The sequence below is a fragment of the Veillonellaceae bacterium genome, assembly GCA_025992895.1.
Lineage (GTDB): Bacteria > Bacillota > Negativicutes > Veillonellales > Dialisteraceae > Dialister.
Genome location: DAJPGA010000001.1, coordinates 1,436,843 through 1,458,214, shown reverse-complemented (window position 1 = coordinate 1,458,214; position 21,372 = coordinate 1,436,843). Strand labels below are relative to the sequence as shown.

The window sequence follows — 21,372 nt, the reverse complement described above, 5'->3', positions numbered from 1 at the left end:
AAAGAACTATCACTTTTATATAGCAGATGTTCTTACCTTGATTTTATCACCTGGCTGGATCTGCCCCGGATCCTTTATTCCATTTAATTTCTGGATATCATAGATGACTTCTCTTATATCCCTAGTATCATCTGTTCTGGAAGCCGCAATGCTCCAAAGAGTATCATTGGACTCAACGGTTACGGTCTCATACAAAGGTGCAACTGAAGCAACTGAAGCATTTACACCCCAGCCGCAGAATAATACGGTAGTAATTAGTAAGAAAATTATTTTATGCATAATAGCAGCCTCCTAAAATCTCAAAACAAACTATTATTCTTTAGAACGTTATTTCTATATAAGATACTACACCAAAACAAAGATTCGCACAATCGAACATAAAATTAAAATTTAGATAATTTTTAATATGTTCCGAACATTAGATATATTGAATTCTGACGTTTCTGTGAACTCTTGTTTGATTTTGAAAATATGGTATTGTATAATAATAGCAAATAAATATTCATATTATATATAAATAAGAAAGTTTGTTTTAGAAGGGACGTTTATAAAAAGTGGCTGCTAAAAGACTCGGTAAAAAAGATAGAGAATTGACAAGTAGAGAACAGAGTATATTGGATTTTATCAGACAGAAGGTCTGGGAAGACGGATTTCCGCCTACTGTTCGTGAGATTTGTCAGGCTGTTGGATTACGCTCCACTTCAACAGTACATGGATATCTCGCCCGCCTGGAAGAACTTGGCGTTATAAAAAGGGATCCGGCCAGTTCCAGAGCTATCGAAGTTGTCAATGATGCTTCCTGGCGTCATAAGAAGATGATCCCTATGCCTTTGGTTGGAGCTGTTCGTGCAGGTGAACCAATCGTTGCTGATGAACACCTGGAATCAATTTTCCCTATGCCGTCTGAGCTCATTGGGAAAGATAATAATTGCTTTATTCTTGTCGTTCGAGGAGACAGCATGATTAATGCCGGTATCAAGGAAGGCGATTATCTGATTGTATCCGAACAGGATGATGCGAGAAACGGAGATATCGTTGTTGCTCTCGTCGGCAATGATGAGGCAACTGTCAAGCGTTTTTACCGGGAAGCAGATCATATCAGGCTTCAGCCGGAAAACGATGCTTATAAACCGATTATTTCTAAAGATGTTATCATCAGAGGCAAGGTTATCGGTTTATACAGACACATGTAAGGCATTCTGTTTCTATAACTAATCAGCCAAAAAGGGCTGTGACAAAATGTGTAATCATTTCGTCACAGCCCTTTTTATGCTGTCATACATTCTATTTTACTAATCGAATCGAATTTTCACCTAAATCAATCAATTTCTTCTTTAACAGATTTCCAACTGCACGCTTAAATGCGGATTTGCTGACACCCAGCATATCTTTAATTTCCTGTGGATCTGAAGAATCTGTAATGAACAATTCTCCCCCATTTTCCTCGAGCTTTTTCAGGAGTGCTTCGGCATCAGTACCTATCGCGGATTCCTTCTGCGGACGCAGGGATATGTTTACATGGCCGTCTTTCCTGATAAATACGATTCTTCCTTTGATCTCGCTTCCCATTTTTATATCGTCACGGAGTTCAGATTTATGTAAAAATAAAATATGACGATCTTTGGAGATAAGGAATGCACCCTCCGGAGTCAGGTTATAGATGGTCCCTGTAATGGAGTCACCCACCTTATACTCAAGGCAGGGCAGTGCGATTCTTCTCATTTCATCTTCTACATGCATAGTCACAGCGAGACGGTCAGATTTGTCCTTGTATAATTTAACCCAGATATACTGGTCCCTTTCCACTCGTCCAATCATGTTCGAGAACGGAAGGAATATACCTCGTTCCGTACCGACATCGACAAATGCACCAAATCTGGTGGTCAAAAGAACACAGACATAACCTATGCCGCCCAGTGGAATCTGCGGCAGACGCATACTTGCCGTCAAACGGTGATGAGGGTCATGGTATAAGAATACCGTAATTTTCTGGCCTACTTCCACCGGGTGAGTCTGCTGATTGTTATGCAGCAGTATGTCATCGCTTGTATTACCGGTTCCAGCTTCTAAAAATGCGCCCATATCCGAAAGACGTACTACGGTAAGTTCTTCAATTGTATTTTCTTTTAAATTTACCATTGCCTTCAAATCACTATTCCTCATGGCAATTTATTGCTGCCAGCATCATTTTCCGGCACTTCTGCTTCATGGAATTCTTCAGCAGGTGCATCTTTCCATAAAGTATCGAAATCAAATCTGCGTCTTTCATCATCGATAAAGATATGAACAAGAATATCACCAAAGTCGAGAAGGATCCAGTCGCCTTCGTTATAGCCTTCTTTTCTTATAGCGATAATTCCTGTTTCCTTAAGTTTTTCTTCGACTTCATCTGCTGCAGCCTGTGTATTTTTCTTATTTCTGGCAGAAGTAAGAACAAAATAATCTGCGATCGTAGTTAATTCACGTACATCCAGTACTTTTGTATTAACACATTTTTTGTTTGCCAATGCATCGCATATTGTTTGTAAAACGTTATTCATTATTATCTCCTTTAATATAATTAACTATCCTGCTCCATGGTCATTGCAATGATCTTTTGAGCCTCTACCGGGTTCATAACCCAGACTTTTTGAGCGTTTTTCGTCTGTGTTTCCCCTGGAAGAATGATAAATTTGAAATCGGAGGATTCATAACCAGAGACTTTATAGATGATTTTAGCCATCTCAGAAGGAGTTATATCACTATCAACGCTGTCCCAATGGTATCTGGCCTCAACCCAGTTATATAAGGAGGGATTATTCTGAAGAGAGGCAATATATGCCTTGATCAATCTTTCCTGCCTTTGCAGGCGCCCTATTTCGCCATCCTGAGCATCAATAAAACGTAAATAGCCAAGTGCCTGATTGCCATCAAGTTTCTGATATCCCTTGCGTATGTTTATATCAGGCTCTCCGTCCTTGTCAGAATGACTCATATCCTTTTCAACGTAAAGGTTTACACCTTTTTCTGTGATGCCCAGATTTTCAAAGTCAGAAGTATTGAGTACCGCGTATTTATTAATCCTGATATGCAGCAGATTCTCTATCGCACTCTTCGTTTCCTCAGCGCCGCCTTCTGAATACGTCTTATTCAGAAGTACACTTTTGCCCTCCGGACGTCCGATCTGGGTATTTGGCGGTATGGATATAAATGAAACCTTCTTATTGAATTCATTCCATGCAACAAGCAGTATAAGATCTGCATCGGTATTCTCTTTATCATATGTTCCGATAACGAGGTAATAGGAAGGCCCTGCGTCTTTTTGACCTAAAATCCTGCTTGAAAATCCTATTTTGCTGAAAGCGGATATGCCCAGAAAGACACAGGCGATGCAAAGCAGGACGGCAAGCAGTATGCGCCCTATTTTAAGTTTTCCTTTTCTCTTTTTATCTGGCCGTATCATTTTCACCATCTATCAAAAGAACCATATCATTCCTGCCGAGGAAAGTTAAATCATATATATAAGCATCCTGATCAATTAAATGCTTGATTGTTGAGTTGTAAGCAGAAAGAACTGCCTGATTAAGATCCTTCCCCGCAAGCTTCCTGATAGTATCTACTCCGGGAAAATCTCTGGATGGCTCGATATAATCAGCCAGGAAAATGATTTTTTCCAGAAGTGTCATATTTGTGCGGCCTGTCGTATGATAGAAAATTGCATTTTTGATGTCTTTATCATCTATTCCATACTTGGTTTCACACAAAATACTGCCAACTGGCCCATGAAGCAGCGCCTTGCTGGACATTACATATTTATCAAGTCTGAGTGAATGTTCATTGACTATATCATGCATTTCTGAAAGAGATAATTCCTTTGCACAGTCATGAACCCATCCGGCTATGTATGCCTTCTCAGCACTTGCACCATACTTATCGGCCAATGCCTTGGCCGAGTCGGCAACACCGGCAGAATGACGATATCTTTTCGCACTGAGTACCTTTTTTAAGTCCTTTTGAATATCTATTAAGTCCATATACCTCTCACGCCTCATAAAGATGATATTTCTTAATATAAGCTAGTATATTGTCAGGTATAAAATATCTGGCTGATTTCTTGTTTGCAATTAATTCTCTTAATTTCGTAGAGGAAATATCCAGTTCAGGCGTATTTAAGGGATGAATTTTCTTTATTCCGGTTTCGCCAAAGAAGCGGATTGATTCCTCTAACTGTATCTCGCTCCCTGGCCGGCTCGCAGCGATAAAATCGCATGAATCAAGGAGTTCCTTATTATATTTCCAATTCGGCAGATCGACAATAGCATCAGTGCCGCAAATGAAAAAAATTTGGCAGTCATGGTTCAATGAGATCCGCAGCAGCCTGATCGTATCTACCGTATAAGAGGGACCTTCGCGGTCTCTTTCAATAGGAGATATATCAAAATGCTCATTTCCTTCTATTGCCTTCTGAACCATGTTGTATCTTAAATATTTATCTATATGGTGCATATCTTTGTTAGGCGTATCACCAGATGGGATGAAAAGCACTTTTTCAAGATCGAACTCCTGCCATGCAGCTTCTGCTATAACAAGATGACCGATGTGTATCGGATTGAAAGAGCCGCCGAATATCCCTATGCGTTTAGACATATATACAACACCACTTCCGTAAGTGAAATGAATATCAGCAATGTGATAATTAGTTCCAAGATATGGCGTAGTTCAAATTTTCCCTTTGGGTGTTTCGTGTAATAAAACAAAATCCATTTTGATTTCGTGAATATACTCATTTTATCATCTCATGATCAACAAATTGTCTCGATGAATGACTGTTTCATATGGCGGTGCATATCCCAAGAGACTTTCTAGTTTTTCTGAATGACAGCCTTTGATCTTTTCTATATCTGAGTTATCATAGTGCGTTATTCCGCGCGCCAATTCTGTATCGCCGTAATATACGGCAACCGTATCTCCATCAGAAAACTGTCCTTCAACACCAACTATTCCTACAGGAAGAAGGCTCGATCCCTTTTGGAGGATGGCTTCACTGCATCCCTTATCTACATAGATTCTTCCTTTAACAGCGGTACCGATAATGATATCGCGCTTCTTCAGCTGCGGGTGGACATTTTCAGCATAGAAAAGCGTGCCTAACTGCTTTCCCTCAATCAACCGGTAAAGGATTTCAGGTTCATCACTCTTGGCTACAATCATGTCAATTCCTGAGCGGACGCATATTTCAGCTGCCTGCAGCTTTGTATACATTCCGCCTGTACCCCGGGCCGTTCCCGTGCCGCCTGCCATGCTGAATAAGCTGCGTGTGAACTCAGGTACTTCATGAATGATCCTGGCATTTTCATGTGTCCGCGGATCAGCATCATAAAGCCCGTCAATATCAGATAAGATGATCAGCAGATCTGCATCAGATATGCTGGCAACAATAGCTGACAGTGTATCATTGTCTCCGATTTTTATCTCATCAGCTGTAACGGCATCATTTTCATTGATGATGGGAATCGCACCAAGCTCAAGAAGTGAAACCAATGTACCCTTCATATACAGGTATCTGCTGGAATTTACCGCATCGCCTTTGGTAAGAAGCATCTGTGCTACAACCTGGCCATACTCATGAAAAGTATGCTCATAAATATTCATAAGTATTCCCTGTCCGACAGCTGCGGCGGCCTGTTTGTATGGCAGGTAATCCGGTTTTTCCTCAAAGCCGAGTTCGGGAAGTCCTACTCCGATGGCACCAGAGGTCACTAAAATAACCTGCAGTCCGCTGTTTTTCAAATCGGATATCTGGCGGGCCAGGTGATCAATAAAACGCAGATTGATTTTGCCGTTATCATAGGTTATTGAACTGGTTCCAACCTTGATTACTATTCTTTTCTTGTTCTTAAGCAAAGACCGATGCTCATTTTCAAGGCAGCTCATAATGTGACTTCTTCTCTTTTTGCTTAAAAAGGATGCAGGTCCTTCCAATCACCTGGACAACATCACACTGAAGTTTATCTGCAATATAAGAGGCGGTTTCCTTGATATCTTCATCTGAATTCTGGTTGATTTTAACTTTAATCAATTCACGGGCCAGTAAAGCATCTTCCGCACTCTTTAAGACGCTTTCAGTATTACCCTCTTTGCCAATTTGAAGAACTGCCGGCATTTTAGATGCCAGTGCTTTCAAATATTGTTTTTGTTTGCTGGTAAGCATATTAAGACACTCCTCTAAGACTATTCTTCTGTTTCTTCCTGATTTCTATTGTCAGAGAACGTAAATTCAGTTCCATAAAGGTTGACGGTATCGCCTTCCTGAATGCCATTCTTTTTGAGCAGCTTATCGATGCCCATAAATTTCCACGCACGATCAAAACGTCTCAAAGAAACGTAATCCTCAAAGTTTGTCATGCTTACGAGCCTTTCAATACGCTTCCCGGTTATATAGAATACGCCGTCCTTAACTTCGACAGTGAATTCTTCTTTCGGTTCTTCATAGACAATAACTTTTTCGGATTCCTCATTCTGGACATCCGGTATTTCCTGCAGCAGGTTCCAGACGCTTTCAAGCAGCGGGCGGATTCCTTCTCCTGTCAGTGTACTGATCGGGAAGAAAGTATAACCTTTCGCTTCGATTTTGCTCCTCAGATCATCAAGCACTTTGGGATCCTGTATCAAATCAATCTTATTGGCTGCAACGATCTGTTTTTTCTGAAGGAGCTTCGGGCTGTACAATGAAAGCTCGTTATTGATAATGTTAAAATCATCAAAAGGATCCCTGCCTTCGCTTCCGGCAGCATCCAGAATATGGATCAAAACCTTTGTGCGTTCTACATGACGGAGGAATTCATCCCCAAGGCCGACACCCTGGCTTGCGCCTTCAATAAGTCCCGGAATATCTGCAACAACGAAATTTCTTTCGTCGTCAAGACTTACCACGCCAAGGATCGGGGAAAGTGTAGTAAAGTGATATGCTGCAACTTCAGGCTTGGCAGCGGAAACTTTTCTAAGGAAACTGGACTTGCCGACACTTGGGAATCCCAGAAGACCCACATCTGCTAAAATCTTAAGTTCCAGTCTGATTTCTTTCTGCTCTCCTGGTTCCCCTTTTTCGGCGAATGTCGGAGCACGGACAGCACTTGTTGCAAAATGAGAGTTGCCTCTTCCGCCATGTCCGCCTTTGACAATAACTGCTTTTTGGCCTTCCTGCGTCATGTCCGCAAGAAGTTCGCCAGTTTTATTATCATAAATCATCGTTCCCAAAGGAACTTCAATGATGACATCTTCGGCATTTTTGCCAAACATTTCCTTTGCACCGCCATTTTCACCCTTATTGGCTGTAAAATGCCTGTGACGACGGAAATTGACGAGAGTATTCAAATCAGGATTTGCGACGACAATGACAGAACCGCCTTTCCCGCCGTCTCCACCACTCGGTCCTCCACGCGGAACATACTTCTCACGACGGAAAGAAACCATTCCGTCGCCGCCGGCACCTGACGTTACAATAATTTTTGCTCTATCGATAAACATATGAAACCTCTTGATTCTTTCAATAAAAACATATAATCATTCAGCTTCTATTATAGCTGATTTGAATATCATCTGTCATGCCTAAATAATTAATAATAGAAATTTCTGCATAGTAAATTTCAATATAAACCGAAGCTGGAAAATAAAGATTCATAATATATAAAAGCTGCAACGATATAAGATGATCGCTGCAGCTTTTTATCATGTATCCTGAAGTTTTTCGACAGCAAACTGTAACACGGAGTCATGTCCGGCCTCAAAGGCTTTTCCATCCTGGGAAATCTTTATGTCAGGCATAATTCCGACCTTGTTAATCTTTTTGCCATCAGCAGTCTTGTATTCGCCGATTGAGATCTTCAATGCAGCATTCTGATCATTTTCAAGAATGACATCCTGTATGGTTCCCTTGCCAAAGGTGGTTTCGCCGATAATAAGACCTTCGTGTCTGGCCTGAACGGCACCAGCTAATATTTCAGAAGCGCTGGCACTGTTTTTGTCGACAAGGATCGCCATCGGCATAGGATTTGAAATTCCCTCTATATCATACTGCTTAGGGGCTCCATTTTTAGGGATATAACTCAGGACAGGTCCTTTGCTCAGTATCTGATTAGCAATATCCACTACGGATTCGATGGAACCACCTGGATTCATGCGTAAATCAATGATGAGCTTCTGCATACCCTTTGATTTCAGGTCGGCTAATGCCTGCTTGAATTCAGATGGTGTATTCTTGGCGAAGATGAATATATGAATGTATCCTGTATCAGGACTTGCCATAGAAGACGAAACGCTGGGGATATTAATATCAGAGCGGGTAATATCTGCAGAAAAAGATTCACTGCCTCTGGTATATCCAATCTTGACAGATGTTCCTGATTCTCCCTGAATTGATTGGGAGATGGCATTCGGTTCCCATCCATCAATGCTCTTCCCATCCACAGATTTCAAGACATCTCCGGATTTCAGCCCGGCTGAGGCAGCAGGGCTATTGGGAATGACATATAATATCACAGGTTCTTTATCGATTGTAAAACCGATAATGATGCCGATACCGTGATATTCTCCGTTTATCCCCTGCATGAAGGAATTCAGCTTTTCACCAGTAAGATATGTTGAATATGGATCTCCCAGTGATTTCACCATTCCGTTTACAGCGCCTTCAAACAGGACTCTGTCAGATACAGGCTCATAATAATCCGACTTTACCGTACGGTAATTACGGAGGAATCCAATAAATGCCTGAGGATCATCCGTAAACCAGTACAGCGCACCCGTAAGAAGCATGATACAGAGTGCCAGGCAAAGAACAATATGGAGCAGTATGCCCTTCCATGTCATGTGGAACTTAAACATTATAAATAACCCATCGGGTCAACGGCTGAACCGTTTACCTGCACTTCAAAATGGCAGTGAGGTCCCGTGGAATTACCCGTAGAACCAGCAAAGGCAATAACCTGGCCTTTTGAAACGCTCTGACCTTCAGAAACATTCAGCGACTGGTTATGTCCATAAAGTGTCTGCATTCCGTTTCCATGGTCTATGATGACTGCATTCCCGTAACCGCTGATCCAGCCGGCATAAATAACGGTTCCGCTGTCAGCGGCATGAATCGGAGTGCCATAATCTACACCTATATCAATTCCGGAGTGATAGATTGTCGTTCCAAATATCGGATGGACACGGTAGCCATATGGAGAAGTGATTGGACCGTTGCATGGCCAGCTGAGAACTCCGCTGCCCTGCGTATAGGATGGTGCTTCACCCCCGGACTGCGAAGCGGCTTGTCTGGCAGCTTCCTGCTGGCGGAGACGTTCCTGAATCAAGTTATGAACCCTCTTAGATTCAGCAATTAAATCTTGTTCCATCTGAGCAGCTGCAGCTTTATTGTCTTTAGCATCATCAAGAACTTTTTGCTGTTCAGCTTTCTTAGCTGCAATCTGGCTCTGTGCTTTTTGAGCTTCTTGAGCGAGTGCGTCTAATCTTGCCTTATCCTTTTCCAATTGTTCTTCTTTAGCTTCGATTTGGGCTTTCTGATTCTGGATTTCCAATATTAAATTATAATCTGACCTGATGACACGTTTTAAAAGTTCCAGCCGGTTTGCAAAATCACTGAAACTCTTTGCACCAGTTATAACTTCAAGGTAGTTCAGCTGGCCATGCATATAGATGGAACGGACTCTCTGGTTCAGAACCTTCTGGCGCTGGAGCAAATGCTCCTGTGCCTTTCTGATTTCCTCCTGGGTCTGTTTTATCTGAGCATTGATCTGTGCCTGCTGATTCTGTATATCTTTGAGTCTGGCATTTGCAGCATCTAGATCTACCTGGATCGCTCTCAGCTTTACATTTACCTGGTCAATAATCTCCTGCCAATTTGCTTGAGAATTACGTGATTCATCTATCTGACCTTGAATATCCTGTAATTGATCATCAAGATCATCGGCAAAAGTCCCCTGATAAGATGACGCGGCTAAGGTGCAGGCTATGATAATCGATAAAGCAAATTGATTTTTTCTGTTCATTAATTACACCTTCATATATTTACGAAGTGAAATTGCACTGCCCAGCATGCCGATAATTATACCAATAGCCAAAATGATTAAGGTAGTATACATCATGAATGGCCAGAGAGGGATGATAGGAATAAATACAAGCCCTGCCTCTGTCATTTCATTGATTGCTAATTTATAGCCTTCCCATAAGATGAAAGAAGCAATACCGGAACCAATCAGGCCTATAATCATGCCTTCGAAGAGGAATGGCCAGCGGATGAAGCCATTAGTAGCGCCGACATACTTCATAATCTGTATTTCGCGCCTTCTTGCAAAGACTGTAAGGCGGATGGTATTGGAAATAATAAACAGTTCTGCGCCTGCAAGGAATGCAATAAGAACTATGCCGCTGATTCTTATTACCTGAGCAACTTTATAAAGCTGTTCAATAATATCCTGTCCATATTGCACACTTTCCACACTCTTATATTTTGCGACTGTTTGTGCAGCTTCTTTCAGCTGATTCGGAGTGGCAAAAGACGTCTTGTAAGAGGCAGGAAGCGGATTGCCGTTGATTGCATCCAGAAGCCCCTGCTGATCTTTCATCCTTTCGCGGAATTCAGCCATGGCTTGGTCCTTGTTCGTGAATGTAATTTCCTTGAGTCCAGGAAGAGCTTTCAATTGTTTCCCAACATCCATTACCTGATTGGTATTAAGACCATCCTTAAGATATATCGTCATTTCTACCTGATTTTCCAGATAAGACGCCATATGGTTAATATTCAGAACAGCAGCAAGAAATACCCCAAGTATAAACATGGAGAGCGTCACTGTCAGAATGGAAGCCAGGGCCATGAATCTGTTTCTTAAAAGGGACCTAAATGTTTCACCCCAAAAATAAGATAAAGAACTAAACATTTAGATCATAGCCACCTTTCTTCACATCATTGACAATATGTCCCTCCTCAATATTTACAACCCTTTTATGCATAGCATTAACCAGATCTTTGTTATGGGTAACCATGATGATAGTTGTTCCCATATGATTGATTTCGGTAAAAAGCTTCATAATTTCTTCGGATGTCTTAGGGTCCAGATTGCCCGTCGGTTCGTCGGCGATAAGTAATGTGGGCTGATTAACTAAAGCACGCGCAATAGCAACTCTCTGCTGTTCACCACCGGATAATTTGCTCGGAAGCTCTTTTTCCTTTCCACGAAGTCCTACAAGGTCGAGAACCTTATTAACCCTTTCCTTGATGTCTTTCGATTTTGCACCGGTAACCCTCAGTACAAAAGCTATATTCTCAAAGACTGTTTTTTCGGACAGCAGTCTGAAATCCTGGAATACAATTCCAAGACTTCTTCTGTAATAAGGTACTTTGCTGGGTTTGAGCTTATTGATCTTGATATTATTTACAATGACAGAACCAGTTTCAGGAACTAATTCATGAGTGAGTATCTTAACAAAGGTTGACTTCCCAGCTCCGCTGGGGCCTACGATAAAAACGAACTCGCCTTTGTCGATATGTATATTTATATTGCTTAAAGCAGTATGTCTGGCATCATAATTTAATGACACATGATCAAAAGTAATCATTAAAAATCCTCACTTCCTAGTGATAAGTTTTACTGCCTCTTCTACAATATGATCTGAAGTCAGATTGTATTTCTTTAATAAATCTTCTGCTTTGCCAGATTCGCCAAATGTGTCATTCGTACCGATCATAGACATGGGAACCGGTTTATTCAGGCAGAGAACTTCAGCAACGGCCCCGCCTAAGCCGCCTTTGACTGTGTGTTCTTCACATGTAAGAATGGCACCAGTTTCAGAAGCAGCTTTGTTAATGGCAGCTTCATCAATCGGCTTAATAGAGCTCATGTTAAGAACTCTGGCAGAAATTCCCTGCTTTGATAATTCATCAGAGGCCTGTACTGCCTTTTCGACCATGATTCCGCAGGCGATAATCGTCAAATCACTGCCCTCTCTTAAAGTAGTGCAGCATCCCGGCTTGAAAACATGGCCAACCGGTGTGATGTCTTCGCATTTGGCACGGCCCATCCTGATATAAACAGGACCATGATAGGAAGCTGCCCAGCGTACTGCAGCTTTTGTTTCCTCACCATCTGCAGGAACAATTACAGTCATATTAGGCAATGCTCTCATCAGAGAAATATCCTCGAGCATCTGATGGGTAGCACCATCTTCGCCAACAGTCAGACCTGAATGTGTTACAGCGATCTTAACGTTCAATTTAGGATAGCAGATAGAGTTTCTGATCTGTTCATAGGCTCTGCCAGCCCCGAAAACCGCAAATGTGGATGCAAACGGAATTTTCCCTGCAGCAGCCAAGCCTGCGGCTACACCCATCATATTTGCTTCGGCAATACCGGTATTGAAAAAACGATCAGGGTAGGCTTTAGCAAATACCTGAGTTTTTGTTGATGAAGATAAATCAGCATCTAATACGACAATGTCCGGATTTTCTCCACCTAATTCTTTTAAAACTTCACCATAAGCGTCACGCGTAGCTTTACCCATTATTCTGCCTCCAGAACTTTAATAAATCTTTCACATTCCTCTTCTGACGGTGCTTTGCCATGCCAGCCAACCTGATTTTCAATTTCAGGGATTCCTTTGCCCTTGACAGTCTTCATGATTATCATTGTCGGCTTGCCCTTTGTGGCTTTTGCTTCTTCAATGGCATCATGAAGTTCAGCCATATCATGTCCATTGACTGATAACACATTCCATCCAAAAGCTTTGAATTTATCAGCAATAGGAAGCGGAGACATGACTTTTGTAATAGGCCCGTCAATCTGCAGGCCGTTATTATCAACAAATGCAGTCAGATTATCCAGTTTGTAATTTCCTGCATACATTGCAGCTTCCCAGACCTGGCCTTCTTCTAATTCTCCATCGCCGAGAACTGCATAGACTCTCCAGGATGCTTTATCTATTTTTGCACAGAGAGCCATGCCGCATGCAGCACTGATTCCCTGCCCCAAGGAACCTGTTGTCATATCCACGCCCGGAATATGCTTCATGTCCGGATGCCCCTGAAGGATATGACCAGCCTGTCTTAAATGAGATAATTCTTCCTTCGGGAAATATCCTTTATCAGCCAGGACAGCATACAGAACCGGAGCTGCGTGACCCTTGGAGAGGACAAGTCTGTCTCTTTCCTTATCATGAGGCTGAGCCGGATTCACTTTCATTTCCTTAAAGAACAATAAAGTCAGCAGATCGATGACAGATAAGGAGCCTCCTGTATGTCCCGAATTTGCTTTAGTTATCATTTTTATAATATCAATACGCAAATTTTTAGCCTTGTTCTTCAGGCCCTGAATTTCACTTTCACTCAGATGAGTCATCTGGTTTCCTCCTTTGTTTCAACAAAGCGTTTCAGAATATTAGCATTTTCACCTGCATAATGTTGAAGATCTTGAACAGAATCCCATACCTCGGAAGGCATTCCGTGTTCAAGAATGTGACATGTCTTATTATACAACTTTTCTGCATCCAGATGTTGCACTGAAGCGCCCGGTTCAAGACCAATCAAACTCAAAAAGTTATCTATTTTGGGGTCATAGGAAATCCCGATAAAGGGAACCCTCATCAGTGCAGAAAATATCAAAGCATGCAGTCTCATTCCAACAATCAGATTACAATTGCCGATAATGGAAATTAATTCGTCCAGAGTATATCCGCCCTGCAGACGGAAAATATTTTCCTTAGCAAAATTTCCTGCTATTTCTTCGGAAGCCACTCTGTCATCAGGTGACTGCATCGGTATAAAGACAACAGCATAATCTTTCAACGAAGCAATCTTATTAATGTAGGAAATCAAATCATTCGTCCAGGAATATTTTTTATCCCAGCGTCTGATAGCAACGCCAATGATTTTCTTATCGGCAGGAATTCCCTCTTCATCAAGAATTGCTCTTCCGGGTTCCAGTTTAGGAGGATGCAGTGAAAGGACAGCATCAGCAGTTGTATATATCCTGCGTTTGACACCCAATCTTTCAAGAAACCCTTTTGATTCCTTATCCCTGACCGTTATAACATCCACATGATTAAGGACATGTTTCAGTACAATTCTGATTACACGGTATCTGACAGGTCCTATCCCCTGTGAATAAAGGAAGACTCGTTTCCTGAATAATACTCCCAGTGTAATAATGGATAAATAATAAATCATGCTTTTCCAGCTGGTCACATCCTGCAGGAGGCTTCCGCCTCCGCTTATGATGAGATCAGAACGGAATATACTTTTTATGATAGGAAACATGCCGAAGCGCGGAATTGCTTTAACATCAAAAACTCTGGATGTTTTGGCTGGAGAACCAGAAATAACAGTAATCTCCGGAGTATCAAAGGTACCTCTCAGTGACTGTATTATGGCTGACAGCATGGCTTCATCACCGGCGTTATTAAAACCATAATAGCCAGAGATTACGATCTTATAATTTGCCATATCGTTCTCCAAAAAACTTCGTAATTCTTGCCAGAATCATTACACCCAAAAGTGCTGCAACCATGGACAGCGTGCCAGCGGCCAGTCCATCCAGTCCCCTGATAAAGCTCAGAATGAAGGGGCTGCGCATATGTGCGAAGGTTTCGACCATGGATCCCTGCCCTATCGTTACCGCAAGAATTAAGAGATAATGCAGAATCTGTGGCCATTTCCTATATAATGCAGCCAGTGACAGCAGGATGGCAGGATGTCCGAACAGAAACTCTTTCTCTCTTGGACGGGCATACATGGTATCTTCCAGGAAGCGTCTTAATGCGATTTCAAAAGCAGGTACCGGGGCTCCGTTATTACCACTGCGGCCTATAAAAACATACCCAACAATTGCCAGAATCCCAAGCCCGGCCAATAATCCCAGCTTTATCTGGATAGAGCAGAATTTCTTGACAAACTGAACAAAGTCTCTGTCTGATGCAACAACATGTCCGAAGAAGGGGAATTTCTGAATATAGATAATGGACACAAGGATGATCGGGAGCAAAAAGGTTACCTTTACGCCTCTGAAAATCTGCATCTCCAGCAAGAATCTGATATCACCGAGAAGACCGCTGATAAACAAAGCGCCGATAAGGGAAAGAATCCCTGCAATCCACAGAATAGCAACGGACTCCACAAAGAGTTTACCCCAGCTGATTTCGGAGAAAGCTTTGTTCTTCTGCTTGATGCAATATTCAAGGAACAAGGACACAACAACTACCGGAGTGCAGACGGCACATCCAAGGGCAAGCATCTGCAAAGGCAGGACAGAATGCGTCAGCCAGAACATTCCCTGTGTAAGAAGAAGTACAGCGATTTCAATCGCATATCCGAATTTAAATGCTGCGGGAAATATCAGAACAAATGCAAGTACACATAATGATGCAGCGCCTGCCATAGCAATAGCGCGTACTATGGAATTAGGGAAATATGGTTCCATGATGGAAGCTTTCCCGACTGAGAAACCATGTTCTTCAAGCCTCTGCCTGACATCAGAAATATATCCTGCATTCGTCTCAGACAAGGTCTTGCCATCAGCAGCAAACTTGTAAGACGGGAAAAGATTCATCCTTATATTTCGTTCAATATCAGAAATATAGAATCTGGATGCAGCCTCATCCGGATTGATTTTAATCAGCTCGTCTTTTGACATGGCATACAGGCGGGCGACATCATAATCCATATATTTTGCAAGATCCAAAATACCGTCCTGACGTTCAAAACCGAGCTGGTTCTGAGCCTCTATAAGAACAACGGGAATTTTAAGTTTCTGGAGACCGCCAGCAAGATATTTAAGCTGGCTTTTATATCCCAACGCTTCTTTCCCCTGGAATATAACAGCACTCACTTTATCCGAAGACGATACAGCATCCAAAAACAGCTGAACATCATTTTGTGTTACATGCGGGATATTGGATGGTCTTACTACTACGTAAAATCCTTTTGCAGCTGCATTTTTTATAGATTGCTTGAAAATGCCAAGGGGCATGGTCATAAATTTATCATATGCTCCGTTCACTTCAAGCGTATCAGTCCCTGCAATTTGATGTTCCTCTAAATCTTCAGGACGAAGAAGTGCATTAAGATGCTCTTTTACTTCGCCGAAATATTCGGCGCTGTTATCTCCTGAACCCTGCTGAATGTAAATCTTATCTTTATCGATCATGCCTGCTTCAGAAGGATTTCTAAAAGCAAAATCAGAACCACGGTAAACCTTCAGATAGTTATGATTAACTAATTTCTCAGGAGTCTCATCATACACTGCCAGAGAGGTTATACCACTTTGCTTATAAAGCGAAAAAAGCTCATCCGGTGTTTTTTTCTCCACAGATGCGCTGTCGATAATATTATTGTAATCATAAACCATTTCTACGGTTCTTGCAGCAGTTTCTACATGATTACGCTGCAGGGAGATCATCCCTGCAGCAATTGCACCAATGCATATTAAAACTGTTAAAACCTTAACAAAACCACCATGCATAGCTTTCATTATTTCCACCTTTTACTGTGCCTTGGAGTTGAACTTGTTCATCTTCAGGTAACCTTCGATAAATGGATTCAGATCTCCGTCCATGACACCCTGGATATTGCCTGTTTCTACACCAGTCCTGTTATCTTTTACCAGTGTGTACGGCTGGAAAACATAGGAACGAATCTGGCTGCCCCATTCAATAGGCTGCTGCTCGCCCTCAATTTCCTTTGTCATGTTTTCACGCTTTTTCAATTCTAGTTCATAAAGCTTTGCGCGAAGGAGTCTTAAGCACTGCTCTTTATTCTGGAACTGTGAACGTTCGTTTTGGCAGGCTGCCACAATACCGGTAGGAATATGTGTCATACGGACAGCTGAACTTGTTTTGTTAATGTGCTGTCCGCCTGCTCCGCTCGAACGATAGTAATCGACTCTGACATCGGCCATATTCAAGTCCACCTGGACATCATCGCTGATTTCCGGCATTACATCAACAGCAGAGAATGAAGTATGGCGTCGTTTGGCAGCGTCAAACGGAGATATCCTGACAAGTCTGTGAACACCTTTTTCGGATTTCAGGAAACCGTAAGCATACTCTCCCTTGACCATGTATTCCGCACTCTTTATACCAGCTTCATCGCCTGGGAGCATATTGAGTTCTTCTATCGTAAAACCTTCTGATTCAGCCCATTTGATATACATTCTTATGAGCATCTCTGTCCAATCCTGAGCTTCCGTACCACCAGCACCGGCATGGAACGTGATAATGGCATTATTCTTGTCATACTGGCCACTCAGAAGAAGTTCTATTTCCTTTTTATCAAGGATTGCCTTGACCTCGGCTAATTCTTCTGCAACCTCAGGCTCCATTTCCTGGTCATCCTCTTCGATTGCCAGGTCAAGGATATCCTTTAAGCTTTCTGCCCGCTGGAACAGATTTGTATATGTTTCATAAGCATCCTTTGCTTCCGTTGCCTTCTGGGAAATTTCTCTGGCTTTGTCAGCATCATTCCAGAATGTCGGATCGCTCATCTGGACGTCATAGCTCTTAATTCGTTCTTTCAGTCTAGGTAAGTCAAAGTGAATCCCTTATTTCTCTCTCATGACTCAGTAAATCAGTTAGTGTTTTCTTTAAATCTTCTAACATCTGATATATCATCTCTCTCTCTTTATTCAATGCCTGATATTTTTTATGTGTGTAAATTATTTAATCCTTGCTGTCATTTTCATTGTCTGTATATGATGGGTCTTCATTGACATAATGGGGTGTTGCATCCTTCAGATGATCATCCTGTTCTACAGCTTCAGCCGGAGGCTCTTCAGCAAACCTGATCTGAATATGATACAGATAAAGAATGATTGTTTCCATCATAGCCTGCTGCATTTCTTCAAAGATGTCATAAGCTTCAACTTTGTATTCTACGATCGGATTTCTTTGACCATAGGAACGCAGGCCGATGCCTTCCTTGAGCATGTCCATATCATCGAGATGTTCCATCCATTTGGAATCGACGACTTTAAGCATGACAGCCTTTTCGAGTTCTCTCATCATTGGAGATCCAATGGATTTTTCTCTGGATTCATATGTTTCATGAGCGCATGTTTTCAGTTTGTCTTCTACTTCTTCACGGCTCATTTCTTCAAGCTGTTCTACCGTAAGTTCACCCGGTGACAGGAAGTATTTTTCACTATACTTCAGAAGACCGGCAAAATCCCATTCTTCCGGATACAATTTAGGATCAGCATAAATTTCCATTCCTTTCTCAATGATCGTGTCGACCATGTTCATGATCTGATCCTTCATGTCTTCACCTTCAAGGATTCTTCTTCTCTGTTCATAGACGACCTTGCGCTGCTGATTCATGACGTCGTCGTATTCAAGAACGTACTTACGTATGTCAAAATTACGAGCTTCTACACGTTTCTGGGCCTTCTGGATAGCATTTGAAACCATCTTGCTGTTGATTGGCTCATCATCATCAAGACCCATCTTTTCCATGAACTTCTTGATATTATCTCCACCGAAAATTCTGAGAAGATCATCTTCCAGCGAAAGAAAGAACTGGCTTGAACCCGGATCGCCCTGTCTGCCGGCACGTCCGCGAAGCTGATTATCAATTCTTCGGCTTTCATGACGTTCAGTACCAATAATCGCAAGTCCGCCAAGTTCAGCAACACCTTCGCCAAGCTGGATATCCGTACCACGGCCTGCCATATTCGTTGCGATGGTAACCTGCCCCTTCTGGCCTGCCTGAGCGACAATCATTGCTTCACGTTCATGATATTTAGCATTCAATACGCTGTGGACAATGCCTGCCTGGGTCAAAAGATGTGAGAGTTCTTCGGACTGTTCGATCGACGTTGTACCAATAAGCATTGGCTGCCCGGTCTGATGTCTGCGCTGAACTTCCTTGACAACCGCTCTGTACTTCCCTGCTTTTGTCTTGAAGACAACATCGGGGAGATCCTTACGCAGTATCGGTTTGTTGGTTGGAACCTGAAGTACAGGAAGTCCGTAAATCTTGATAAATTCCTGTTCTTCCGTTTTTGCAGTACCGGTCATACCGGCGAGCTTATCATACATTCTGAAGTAGTTCTGGAAGGTGATTGTTGCCAGAGTCTGGCTTTCACGCTGTACTTCCAGTCCCTCTTTTGCTTCGATAGCCTGATGGAGGCCATCAGAGTAACGACGGCCATACATCAGTCGGCCGGTAAATTCATCAACAATAACTACTTCGCCATCTTTGACGACATAGTCGCGGTCTCTTTCCATCATGGCCTGCGCACGCAGAGCCTGAACGAAGAGATGGTTCAATTCCAGATTTTCTGCGTCATAAAGATTATCTACATGAAGCAGTTTTTCCATTTTTGCAACACCGGTTTCAGTCGGTGCAACGGTTTTCTGCTTTTCATCAATTGTATAATCTTCATCCTTCTTCAGCTGCGGCACAAGTTTTGCCATTACGTAGTAATTATCAGTAGATTTCTGTCCCGGGCCGGAAATAATCAATGGTGTACGTGCTTCATCGATCAGAATGGAGTCGACTTCATCGATCAGGCAGAAATGCAGCGGGCGCTGCACCATCTGATCCAATGATGTGACCATATTATCTCTAAGATAATCAAAGCCAAATTCATTGTTTGTCCCGTAGGTGATATCTGAATTGTAAGCAATCTTCCTCTGATTGAAATCAAGATCATGTACAATCAGGCCTACAGTGAGTCCTAAGAATTTGTAAACCTGGCCCATCCATTCACTGTCACGCTTAGCAAGGTAATCATTGACGGTGATGACGTGTACGCCCTTGCCTTCCAGAGCGTTCAAATATACCGGAGCAGTTGCAACCAAGGTCTTGCCTTCGCCGGTACACATTTCAGCAATATTTCCCTTGTGGAGGATAATACCACCAATCAGCTGCACATCAAAGTGACGCATGCCAAGTACACGGCGGGATGCTTCTCGTATTACAGCAAAAGCTTCCGGCAGGATATCATCAAGAGTTTCCCCTTTCGCCAGTCTTGCCTTAAATTCATTTGTTTTGTTTGCCAACGAGGAATCGCTAAGTTTCTTCATTGAACCTTCAAGAGGATTTATTTCCTGTTCAACGATCTTGCGGATCTTTTTGATCTCTTTCTCATTTGAACCATTGAACAACCTGTCAAAAAACTTATCAAACATCGAAGCAGCTCCTTATTTAAATTGATTCAAGAATCTAATCCTTCCAGCATATCTATTCATCTGTACATCTTGTTTATTTTATCAAAATACCCCCATATAGTCAAAAGGGAGCGGAATATTCCGCTCCCTTTTTCATTAATCTCTACTAATTTATTTGTTAGCGTCAATCAGACCATACTTGCCGTCATCTCTGCGATAAACGACAGCCATTCCTTCGGTCTCGGAATTGAAGAACATGAAGAAACTATGTCCTAAAAGATTCATCTGAAGAATTGCTTCTTCCGGAGACATTGGGGTAATGTTGAAATGTTTGGTCTTAACAATTTCAAAAGCAGATTCAGATACAGGCTGTACAGCTTCTTCTTCCTGCATGAACTGTTTGCTGAGCGTGTTTCTTTCTTTGAATTTTTTTGCCAGGCGTGTCTTATATTTATGAATCTGTCTTTCAACTTTGTCAAAAACAAGGTCGATCGATTTGTACATATCGTCAGACTTTTCAACACCACGAAGAATTACGCCATCAACAAACACTGTCACTTCACAAGTTTTCGTCATATTGGAAATGCGAAGTAAAACATTGATCTTAATGGGTTTATCAAAGTACCTCTGAATCTTTCCCGTATGCTTTTCTACATAAGTATGTAAAGCATCGGTGATCTCAAGATTTTTGCCTCTTACTGTTAACTCCATAATAAGATCCCCCTTTTCCTTAATAAGCTGAATTGCTTATCCTTATGTATTTATTATACGATATTTATAATTTTTTTCAAATCAAAATTATTTAATCATAATTAGCATACTATAAATTTATATTTATGAAACAAATGAAAAATGGGAGTAAATCCATTAAAGATTTACTCCCATTCTTTGATTCAGAAACTTTCGCTCTATTGCTTCAGTAAGTGATCAGCCTTCAACTTTTACGTTTGCAGCCTGCGGTCCTCTTGCACCATCAATAATTTCGAAATCAACTTTCTGACCTTCATTCAGTGTCTTGAAGCCATCGGACTGAATAGCAGAGAAATGAACAAAAACATCTCCGCCTTCTTCTCTTTCAATAAAGCCATAGCCCTTTTCTGCACTGAACCACTTAACTGTACCTTTCATGGAAATTCCTCCTAAAAAAATTACTACATTGCTCAGATTGAGCATGTTTTAACAATACCATAATTTTTTAATTTCGTCAATCTAAAAGCCGAAATATAGCTGTCCAAATATTAT

At 41.8% G+C, this 21,372-nt stretch carries 22 protein-coding genes; 1 reads left to right on the top strand and 21 read right to left on the bottom strand.

Annotated features, from left to right (window positions below; genetic code table 11):
* Positions 1-15: 15 nt before the first annotated feature.
* Positions 16-279: a LysM domain-containing protein gene (locus OIM03_06220; protein HJI73870.1), complete on the bottom strand. Its 264-nt coding sequence runs from the start codon at positions 277-279 to the stop codon at positions 16-18.
* Positions 280-554: 275 nt separating this feature from the next.
* Between OIM03_06220 and lexA the strand changes: the two genes are divergently transcribed.
* Complete coding sequence (lexA, locus tag OIM03_06215; GenBank protein HJI73869.1) at positions 555-1,193, top strand: transcriptional repressor LexA; 639 nt, start codon at positions 555-557, stop codon at positions 1,191-1,193.
* A 91-nt stretch (positions 1,194-1,284) separates the two neighbouring features.
* On the opposite strand, the gene OIM03_06210 is transcribed toward lexA, so the two are convergent.
* From OIM03_06210 to OIM03_06115, 20 genes are all read right to left on the bottom strand, one after another.
* On the bottom strand, positions 1,285-2,139 hold the full coding sequence (locus tag OIM03_06210) for a S1-like domain-containing RNA-binding protein (GenBank protein ID HJI73868.1): 855 nt from the start codon (positions 2,137-2,139) through the stop codon (positions 1,285-1,287).
* A 20-nt stretch (positions 2,140-2,159) separates the two neighbouring features.
* Positions 2,160-2,540, bottom strand: coding sequence for a ribosome silencing factor (rsfS, locus tag OIM03_06205; GenBank protein HJI73867.1), 381 nt, complete (start codon positions 2,538-2,540; stop codon positions 2,160-2,162).
* Positions 2,541-2,560: 20 nt separating this feature from the next.
* Positions 2,561-3,451: an LCP family protein gene (locus OIM03_06200; GenBank protein ID HJI73866.1), complete on the bottom strand. Its 891-nt coding sequence runs from the start codon at positions 3,449-3,451 to the stop codon at positions 2,561-2,563.
* Positions 3,426-4,013, bottom strand: coding sequence for a bis(5'-nucleosyl)-tetraphosphatase (symmetrical) YqeK (gene yqeK, locus OIM03_06195; GenBank protein HJI73865.1), 588 nt, complete (start codon positions 4,011-4,013; stop codon positions 3,426-3,428). Before yqeK ends, OIM03_06200 begins: the two co-directional genes overlap by 26 nt.
* A 7-nt stretch (positions 4,014-4,020) precedes the next feature.
* On the bottom strand, positions 4,021-4,626 hold the full coding sequence (gene nadD, locus OIM03_06190; protein HJI73864.1) for a nicotinate-nucleotide adenylyltransferase: 606 nt from the start codon (positions 4,624-4,626) through the stop codon (positions 4,021-4,023).
* A 144-nt stretch (positions 4,627-4,770) separates the two neighbouring features.
* Positions 4,771-5,913 (bottom strand): glutamate 5-kinase, encoded by a 1,143-nt coding sequence (gene proB / locus OIM03_06185; protein ID HJI73863.1) that lies wholly within the window; start codon positions 5,911-5,913, stop codon positions 4,771-4,773.
* Entirely contained in the window at positions 5,900-6,190 is a 291-nt protein-coding gene (gene yhbY / locus OIM03_06180; protein HJI73862.1) for a ribosome assembly RNA-binding protein YhbY, read from the bottom strand. The genes proB and yhbY overlap by 14 nt, the downstream gene beginning before the upstream one ends.
* A 20-nt stretch (positions 6,191-6,210) precedes the next feature.
* A complete protein-coding gene (gene obgE / locus OIM03_06175) occupies positions 6,211-7,506 on the bottom strand; it encodes a GTPase ObgE (protein ID HJI73861.1) in 1,296 nt (431 codons plus the stop codon).
* A 201-nt stretch (positions 7,507-7,707) separates the two neighbouring features.
* Entirely contained in the window at positions 7,708-8,790 is a 1,083-nt protein-coding gene (locus tag OIM03_06170; protein ID HJI73860.1) for a S41 family peptidase, read from the bottom strand.
* A 68-nt stretch (positions 8,791-8,858) separates the two neighbouring features.
* Positions 8,859-10,025: a peptidoglycan DD-metalloendopeptidase family protein gene (locus tag OIM03_06165; GenBank protein ID HJI73859.1), complete on the bottom strand. Its 1,167-nt coding sequence runs from the start codon at positions 10,023-10,025 to the stop codon at positions 8,859-8,861.
* A gap of 3 nt (positions 10,026-10,028) precedes the next feature.
* A complete protein-coding gene (gene ftsX, locus OIM03_06160) occupies positions 10,029-10,913 on the bottom strand; it encodes a permease-like cell division protein FtsX (protein HJI73858.1) in 885 nt (294 codons plus the stop codon).
* A complete protein-coding gene (gene ftsE / locus OIM03_06155; GenBank protein HJI73857.1) occupies positions 10,906-11,592 on the bottom strand; it encodes a cell division ATP-binding protein FtsE in 687 nt (228 codons plus the stop codon). Before ftsE ends, ftsX begins: the two co-directional genes overlap by 8 nt.
* Positions 11,593-11,601: 9 nt before the next feature.
* Complete coding sequence (locus OIM03_06150; GenBank protein ID HJI73856.1) at positions 11,602-12,534, bottom strand: transketolase family protein; 933 nt, start codon at positions 12,532-12,534, stop codon at positions 11,602-11,604.
* Positions 12,534-13,367, bottom strand: a complete 834-nt coding sequence (locus OIM03_06145) for a transketolase (protein ID HJI73855.1) — start codon at positions 13,365-13,367, stop codon at positions 12,534-12,536. The genes OIM03_06150 and OIM03_06145 overlap by 1 nt, the downstream gene beginning before the upstream one ends.
* Positions 13,364-14,470, bottom strand: a complete 1,107-nt coding sequence (csaB, locus tag OIM03_06140; GenBank protein ID HJI73854.1) for a polysaccharide pyruvyl transferase CsaB — start codon at positions 14,468-14,470, stop codon at positions 13,364-13,366. The genes OIM03_06145 and csaB overlap by 4 nt, the downstream gene beginning before the upstream one ends.
* Complete coding sequence (locus tag OIM03_06135) at positions 14,457-16,493, bottom strand: DUF5693 family protein (protein ID HJI73853.1); 2,037 nt, start codon at positions 16,491-16,493, stop codon at positions 14,457-14,459. Before OIM03_06135 ends, csaB begins: the two co-directional genes overlap by 14 nt.
* Before the next feature lie 12 nt (positions 16,494-16,505).
* Positions 16,506-17,558, bottom strand: a complete 1,053-nt coding sequence (gene prfB, locus OIM03_06130; protein ID HJI73852.1) for a peptide chain release factor 2 — start codon at positions 17,556-17,558, stop codon at positions 16,506-16,508.
* Between the two features lie 121 nt (positions 17,559-17,679).
* The gene (gene secA, locus OIM03_06125) at positions 17,680-20,151 is read right to left on the bottom strand and encodes a preprotein translocase subunit SecA (protein HJI73851.1); all 2,472 of its coding nucleotides are present in this window, start codon (positions 20,149-20,151) and stop codon (positions 17,680-17,682) included.
* Between the two features lie 150 nt (positions 20,152-20,301).
* Complete coding sequence (raiA, locus tag OIM03_06120) at positions 20,302-20,841, bottom strand: ribosome-associated translation inhibitor RaiA (GenBank protein HJI73850.1); 540 nt, start codon at positions 20,839-20,841, stop codon at positions 20,302-20,304.
* Between the two features lie 216 nt (positions 20,842-21,057).
* A complete protein-coding gene (locus OIM03_06115) occupies positions 21,058-21,258 on the bottom strand; it encodes a cold-shock protein (protein HJI73849.1) in 201 nt (66 codons plus the stop codon).
* Positions 21,259-21,372 lie beyond the last annotated feature (114 nt).

Excerpts from the sequence above, each read along its gene's own strand:
- OIM03_06220 (HJI73870.1), bottom strand. The coding sequence starts at position 279 with ATGCATAAAATAATTTTCTTACTAATTACTACCGTATTATTCTGCGGC.
- OIM03_06210 (HJI73868.1), bottom strand. The coding sequence starts at position 2,139 with ATGGTAAATTTAAAAGAAAATACAATTGAAGAACTTACCGTAGTACGT.
- rsfS (HJI73867.1), bottom strand. The coding sequence starts at position 2,540 with ATGAATAACGTTTTACAAACAATATGCGATGCATTGGCAAACAAAAAA.
- OIM03_06200 (HJI73866.1), bottom strand. The coding sequence starts at position 3,451 with ATGGTGAAAATGATACGGCCAGATAAAAAGAGAAAAGGAAAACTTAAA.
- yqeK (HJI73865.1), bottom strand. The coding sequence starts at position 4,013 with ATGGACTTAATAGATATTCAAAAGGACTTAAAAAAGGTACTCAGTGCG.
- nadD (HJI73864.1), bottom strand. The coding sequence starts at position 4,626 with ATGTCTAAACGCATAGGGATATTCGGCGGCTCTTTCAATCCGATACAC.
- proB (HJI73863.1), bottom strand. The coding sequence starts at position 5,913 with ATGAGCTGCCTTGAAAATGAGCATCGGTCTTTGCTTAAGAACAAGAAA.
- yhbY (HJI73862.1), bottom strand. The coding sequence starts at position 6,190 with ATGCTTACCAGCAAACAAAAACAATATTTGAAAGCACTGGCATCTAAA.
- obgE (HJI73861.1), bottom strand. The coding sequence starts at position 7,506 with ATGTTTATCGATAGAGCAAAAATTATTGTAACGTCAGGTGCCGGCGGC.
- OIM03_06170 (HJI73860.1), bottom strand. The coding sequence starts at position 8,790 with ATGCTTCTTACGGGTGCGCTGTACTGGTTTACGGATGATCCTCAGGCA.
- OIM03_06165 (HJI73859.1), bottom strand. The coding sequence starts at position 10,025 with ATGAACAGAAAAAATCAATTTGCTTTATCGATTATCATAGCCTGCACC.
- ftsX (HJI73858.1), bottom strand. The coding sequence starts at position 10,913 with ATGTTTAGTTCTTTATCTTATTTTTGGGGTGAAACATTTAGGTCCCTT.
- ftsE (HJI73857.1), bottom strand. The coding sequence starts at position 11,592 with ATGATTACTTTTGATCATGTGTCATTAAATTATGATGCCAGACATACT.
- OIM03_06150 (HJI73856.1), bottom strand. The coding sequence starts at position 12,534 with ATGGGTAAAGCTACGCGTGACGCTTATGGTGAAGTTTTAAAAGAATTA.
- OIM03_06145 (HJI73855.1), bottom strand. The coding sequence starts at position 13,367 with ATGACTCATCTGAGTGAAAGTGAAATTCAGGGCCTGAAGAACAAGGCT.
- csaB (HJI73854.1), bottom strand. The coding sequence starts at position 14,470 with ATGGCAAATTATAAGATCGTAATCTCTGGCTATTATGGTTTTAATAAC.
- OIM03_06135 (HJI73853.1), bottom strand. The coding sequence starts at position 16,493 with ATGAAAGCTATGCATGGTGGTTTTGTTAAGGTTTTAACAGTTTTAATA.
- secA (HJI73851.1), bottom strand. The coding sequence starts at position 20,151 with ATGTTTGATAAGTTTTTTGACAGGTTGTTCAATGGTTCAAATGAGAAA.
- raiA (HJI73850.1), bottom strand. The coding sequence starts at position 20,841 with ATGGAGTTAACAGTAAGAGGCAAAAATCTTGAGATCACCGATGCTTTA.
- OIM03_06115 (HJI73849.1), bottom strand. The coding sequence starts at position 21,258 with ATGAAAGGTACAGTTAAGTGGTTCAGTGCAGAAAAGGGCTATGGCTTT.